Genomic DNA, 5,106 nt, shown 5'->3' with positions numbered 1-5,106 from the left:
CAAGGTTATATTGAGACTCCTCATGACCTTGATTAGCAGCTTTTAGATACCAACTTCTTGCCTTATCATAATCCTGACGAACACCTTTACCATTCATATATGCAAACCCAAGATTATATTGTGCTGGGCTATATCCTTGATTGGCTGACTTCAAATACCACTCAATTGCTTTTTCATAATCCTGACTAACACCATCACCATCACTGTATAAAACTGCAAGTTCATACTGAGCATTAGCGTAGCCCTGATTGGCTGATTTTTTAATCAATTCCACCGCCTTATCATAATCCTGACGAACACCGGTTCCAGCACTATATAATATCGCAAGGTCATATTGCGCTGCGGCATTTCCACGCTCTGCTAAGGCTTTAGTTGTTGCTAAGTCTGCCCCTAAAACTGGGGTTACAAGCCCAAAAATTAGGCTTGTAACCATTAGTTTGTAGATCAGACTTTTCTTTGATAGGTGCATAGTCATTATTTCCTTGAAAGTGAATTTCTTCCATAAAATCAGTTATTTTAAATCCAAAACGCAATAATCTTTACTACTACCAAAACCGCATTGCTTAGTCATCACCCTAACGCACAGCTCGCCCTCACAGCTTGCCGTCTGCAATGCTCCACCTGCATTATTTAATTCTTTCACGGTCGCTCTACGTTCTGCTGCATCGTCTAAGCTTGGTATTAATAGGGTTGCACCTAGTACCAGTAACATACAAGTTCCTAAAATAGCTCCCACCGTCATAAATGCGTGTTTCCAATCAAGAGTCCTTGTTTCTTCTCTGATTGACTGCGCTGCTTGCTTTGCCTCCCTAGATGCTTGTCTAAGGTCTTGCGCTGCCTTGGTCGAATGATTATTTAAATCGCTTTCTATAGACGTTCTAGCACCATTGAGAGAGTCCGTAAATAACTGCTGAGCGAGGTTTGGCAGTTGTTTGTGCAAGCTCTCTATCTGGGCTTGTTGTTTATTGATGATGTCGATGGCTTGGTCAATATTCTTTTGCTGTTCTTCTGCGTGTGCCATCAATGCAAATAGATACTGTTTTGTGCTGTCATCGCTCATGGTTCAATGCCTCTGTCCTGCTGCTTTTCGTGGGTTTTTTCGAGTTCCTGATGTTCTAATTTTTGTTGCTGCTGCTCTTGTTTAAATAGCTCATATTCTGCTCTGAAGTCCTGCATCCCTTTGGCTTGCTCTTTGACGTTCTCTATCTCCATCTTAGCCTCTGTAAGAGCTGCAAACTCTATCTGTAAATCACGCAACTGCTGATTATCTGCGGTAATCTCTCGGTTTAGATCGCCTTTGTCAGTAACAATGCCCCTACGCTCCATTGCTGACGCTTTCCAACCCATCTTAATTGTTGGTTTCTGCTCTATTCCTTGCTGCTTTAGGGTTCGATGGTCGATACGTTCATCAATGCCTAGCTTTTCTAACTGGACGTTTACGATGTTTTCCCATTCTTTGCGTAGCTCTTTGATTTCAGTGGTTGAGGAACTTAGCCCCAACACTTTACGTTTGGTGTTGGATAGCTCAATAGCTGCCTTTTCGCCTAGCTCAATGCCTTTATCTGTAAGGCTAAACTCTCTTGTCGTGGTCATAATATGGGCGTGATAATTGCGATTATCGCCCTGCTTATCAGGTGTATGAATAGCCACATCAACGGCTACGTTATATCGCTCTGCTAAGATTTTGGCAAACCTGACCGCTACCCTTGCACCCTCATTTTTTTTGAAGTCTTTGCGCTTGTCTTTGTCTTTGGGTATCAGCTCATGAGGTATCGCTAAAACCCACTCCCTAGCAGTGCGCCCATCTTTACGATTTTCGGCAAGCTCCGCCTTATTCCATAACTCGCTGCGGTCAATTTGTTTAAAGTTCTTATCGAAAGCAAACGCCATTTCTACACCGCCACGCTTGCTATAGTCGTGTGTTTTACCTGAGCGTTTATCCTCAATTTTCACTCCTGCACGATACGCAGCCGATGCAGTTGCACTTCTGCCACTGGTACGACTAATCGGTTTTGTGGTCGCATAGTAAATTGCCATTTTAAAAATCTCGCTAGTAAGGTTTCTAAGGTTTTGGCTTTTGCTCCGCAGGACGTATTTAGGATTTGAAAATTTATGCAATAACGTGGAATAAATTTCTCAAGTCGTAAATGCGCACTTATCTAAAAAGATAGACAAGTGAAAAGACAAAACTACAATGATATACTAGCACAAACAATTTCAACTACGGATAACGCTATGCTGACCATAGAACAAAAACTAGCAAGAAACGAAGCCGAAAGGAAGCGCTTAATGGCTAAAAAAAATTCATTAGAAACTGGTCAAAAAGTAATTATTGGCGGTATGTTTCTATCCCTTGCTAAAACTAACACTGGTATCGCCAAATTTATACTTGAAAACGCTAGCACTCACATTACCCGTCCAGCTGATATAAAACGGATCGAACCCCTACTCGAAGAATTAAAACAAGCTATGGTCAGTGATACTAACGAAAATAACTCACTCTAAATCTAACTTGCCTTGTCCATTTTTTTTGACGTACTCAATCATATAATCACGTACTAACTGGCTTGCAGTACGGTTGTTGTCTTTCGCTATACGCTTGAACGACTCAATCAGATCTTTGTCAGCTCGACAAGTAAACGTGCTGTCATTGGTCTTGGTTGTCATAATTTTGCCCTTTTGGTGCGATGTTCACGCATTATATTAACATTGTTAGTGCATTGCAAAAAAATACTGGGTTGATCAAAGAACTATCAAAAACCCAAAAATAACAGGCGTTCTTAAACGGGCTACAAGGGCTTAGAAAATACCAAACGATACTAGGGTAGCACACACACCAAATAAACAGCAGCAAGGCGCTAATTTGAGCCAAATAGGCGGACAATAAAGATAGGTTTGAGGGGGTAGATACGAAACAGAAGAACATTAGGCTTGTTAGCAGAGTCACGGCAATCGACTGCGGTCGATTGAAAAAGACGGATCAAGTTGCGATGATTTTGGGATAGGGCAAAGCAGCGTGAAAATTGATTAGCTGAGCTTAACGGCAACCACCAAAACCCCCTGCGGGCTGTTATCTGATTATGGTATGTCCCTTTTTTACTTTTTCATCTTCCGTAAGCCCCACCGTGTAAGGGTTTTAGCTGTTACGCCTAACTCCTTTGAAATGACCGTCTTTTTAACGCCATTTTGGTACATTTCTAGGGCTTGTTTTTGCTTATCTGTGTTATCGCCCCACCGCTTAGTTACTCTTGCTCTTTGAAGCTCTGAAAACGCCTTGTGGCTTGCTGTGAAGTCCTTTTTTGAGCAATATCTGGCAATACTTCGGACGATGTGTTTTAGCTCGTTAGGGAATAGCGGTTCATCAAAACGCTGATTATATTCGTTTGCGATGCCAGTTAAAACGCTCTCTAGCGCACTGTAGCTATGCATTTCGGCTAGTGGGTAGGCTTGGTGTCTGACGTGTTCAAATACGCTGAAATTACGCCCATATCCGTAGTCATTGGCTACATCAGTTTTGATAGGGCTTTGTAGGTCTAAATGTTCGGCAAGCTCTGCAAGCTCATAAGAGGGCTTAGCCCCTGTTATGTATACCATGTGGGCGTTATGGCAAGGGTTTTTAATCAGATTACCGCCATAGCTGCGGTCTGCTCCCAATGCCAACCGTAGGGCGTGTTGAACGCTGCTTAAATACTTGAGAGCTTTTATACTAGATTTTCCGCCCTCACCTACTGGTGTTGTTAGCTTGTAGGCGTAATGAGCATGACCATTTTCAGGGTTTTTTATGATGACTTGAGGGCGTGGCAATCCCTTGTCATGGTAAGTAAACAGGGCTTGAGAGTCGTCAATATCAAAGACAAGCCAACGACACACGTTGGGGCGGTTGGGCTGAATGTAGGCGTGTTTTATGGCGTGTGATTTGGTGCGGATATGGCTAAAACCCTTGTCATTGGTGCAATAGGGGTTAGTCGCTAGGTCTGCGTAGAATTGGGCTAGAGTGCTGACATTCTGCCAGTCGGTGGGGTCTATTTGTTTGATTGCGTACACTATGAGATTTCAGTTTTGCATCAAGTAGTAGTATGGGTTACTCAAAAAATACTGAAACCTATCCCACCAAATACAAAAAAGCCTTGTCTTAGAGTGTGCAACCGCCTAAAATACACTTACGATACGTGGTTTTTAGTGGTCACACACTATGAATTACATTAAGCCCTGACAGCGTCCAACTGTTGGGGCTTACTCGTTTCTGTAGTTTACTCTTTTATTTATCTCTCTGTAAAGCCCGATAAATCAAGGGGTGAAGTAGGTACAACCTTTTGCCATTTGGTCGAGAGATAACCAAGATCAGGCAGTCATTTTCGCCTGTCCTGGTTATCTCTGACCCAACAACCGCTAGGGCGTTAGCTAACCATTAGAAAGAAAAATAGCAAGCAACCTATTCGTTTTCTTTTATTATTCGATAACTATCACAACCGCTCTGCATACCGTTATCACACGCTTTGCCATACCAATACTTAGCTTTATCATAATCCTGACGAACACCTTGACCATTCACATATGCATACCCAAGATTATATTGAGCACTAGGAAACCCCTGTTTGGCAGCTTCCAAATACCACTTAACTGCTTGGGTGTAACTCTGTTTAGCCCCAATGTCCTCACTGTATAAGTTTGCAAGATTAAATTGAGCTAGAACATATCCTTGATTGGCTGACTTCAAATACCACTCAATTGCTTTTTCATAGTCTTGCCGAACACCAATACCATCAGCGTATAAAACCCCAAGATTATATTGAGCATTAGCTAAACCTTGATTAGCAGCTTTTAGATACCAACTTCTTGCCTTATCATAATCTTGACGAGCACCATCACCTTTTCCATATAAAAATCCAAGATTATATTGTGCTGGGCTATATCCTTGATTGGCTGACTTCAAATACCACTCAATTGCTTTTTCATAGTCTTGCCGAACACCAACACCATCAGCGTATAAAACTCCAAGGTTATATTGAGACTCCTCATGACCTTGATTAGCAGCTTTTAGATACCAACTTCTTGCCTTATCATAATCCTGACGAACACCTTTACCATTCATATATGCAAACCCAA

Annotated in this window: 7 protein-coding genes; 1 reads left to right on the top strand and 6 read right to left on the bottom strand. The window is 42.0% G+C overall.

Annotation, left to right across the window (positions count from 1 at the left end; genetic code table 11):
* The 3 genes from L2737_RS22065 to L2737_RS22055 form a co-directional block, all read right to left on the bottom strand.
* Positions 1-475 (bottom strand): tetratricopeptide repeat protein (locus tag L2737_RS22065; protein WP_248957121.1); only part of this gene is annotated, 475 nt, incomplete at its 3' end.
* A gap of 36 nt (positions 476-511) precedes the next feature.
* Complete coding sequence (locus L2737_RS22060) at positions 512-1,060, bottom strand: hypothetical protein (protein WP_248957120.1); 549 nt, start codon at positions 1,058-1,060, stop codon at positions 512-514.
* Positions 1,057-2,037 carry a MobA/MobL family protein gene (locus tag L2737_RS22055; protein WP_248957119.1) on the bottom strand — a complete coding sequence of 327 codons (981 nt, stop codon included), beginning with the start codon at positions 2,035-2,037 and terminating at the stop codon, positions 1,057-1,059. Before L2737_RS22055 ends, L2737_RS22060 begins: the two co-directional genes overlap by 4 nt.
* A 138-nt stretch (positions 2,038-2,175) precedes the next feature.
* Here L2737_RS22055 and L2737_RS22050 point away from each other — a divergent pair, with 138 nt between their 5' ends.
* A complete protein-coding gene (locus tag L2737_RS22050; protein ID WP_248957118.1) occupies positions 2,176-2,505 on the top strand; it encodes a hypothetical protein in 330 nt (109 codons plus the stop codon).
* On the opposite strand, the gene L2737_RS22045 is transcribed toward L2737_RS22050, so the two are convergent.
* The 3 genes from L2737_RS22045 to L2737_RS22035 all read right to left on the bottom strand — a co-directional run.
* Complete coding sequence (locus L2737_RS22045; protein WP_201503163.1) at positions 2,497-2,667, bottom strand: DUF6364 family protein; 171 nt, start codon at positions 2,665-2,667, stop codon at positions 2,497-2,499. The two genes, L2737_RS22050 and L2737_RS22045, sit on opposite strands and share 9 nt — an antisense overlap.
* 429 nt (positions 2,668-3,096) lie before the next feature.
* On the bottom strand, positions 3,097-4,044 hold the full coding sequence (locus tag L2737_RS22040; RefSeq protein WP_248957117.1) for a replication initiation protein: 948 nt from the start codon (positions 4,042-4,044) through the stop codon (positions 3,097-3,099).
* A 388-nt stretch (positions 4,045-4,432) separates the two neighbouring features.
* On the bottom strand, positions 4,433-5,106 hold a 674-nt coding region (locus L2737_RS22035), incomplete at its 5' end, for a tetratricopeptide repeat protein (RefSeq protein WP_248957116.1).

The organism is Shewanella electrodiphila (genome assembly GCF_023283985.1).
Lineage (GTDB): Bacteria > Pseudomonadota > Gammaproteobacteria > Enterobacterales > Shewanellaceae > Shewanella > Shewanella electrodiphila.
Note: the sequence above shows the minus strand (reverse complement) of the source record. Positions and strands in the feature narration are given on the sequence as shown.

Bases quoted from the DNA above. Each gene is read 5' to 3' on its own strand.
- L2737_RS22045 (WP_201503163.1), bottom strand. From the start codon at position 2,667: ATGACAACCAAGACCAATGACAGCACGTTTACTTGTCGAGCTGACAAA.
- L2737_RS22055 (WP_248957119.1), bottom strand. From the start codon at position 2,037: ATGGCAATTTACTATGCGACCACAAAACCGATTAGTCGTACCAGTGGC.
- L2737_RS22060 (WP_248957120.1), bottom strand. From the start codon at position 1,060: ATGAGCGATGACAGCACAAAACAGTATCTATTTGCATTGATGGCACAC.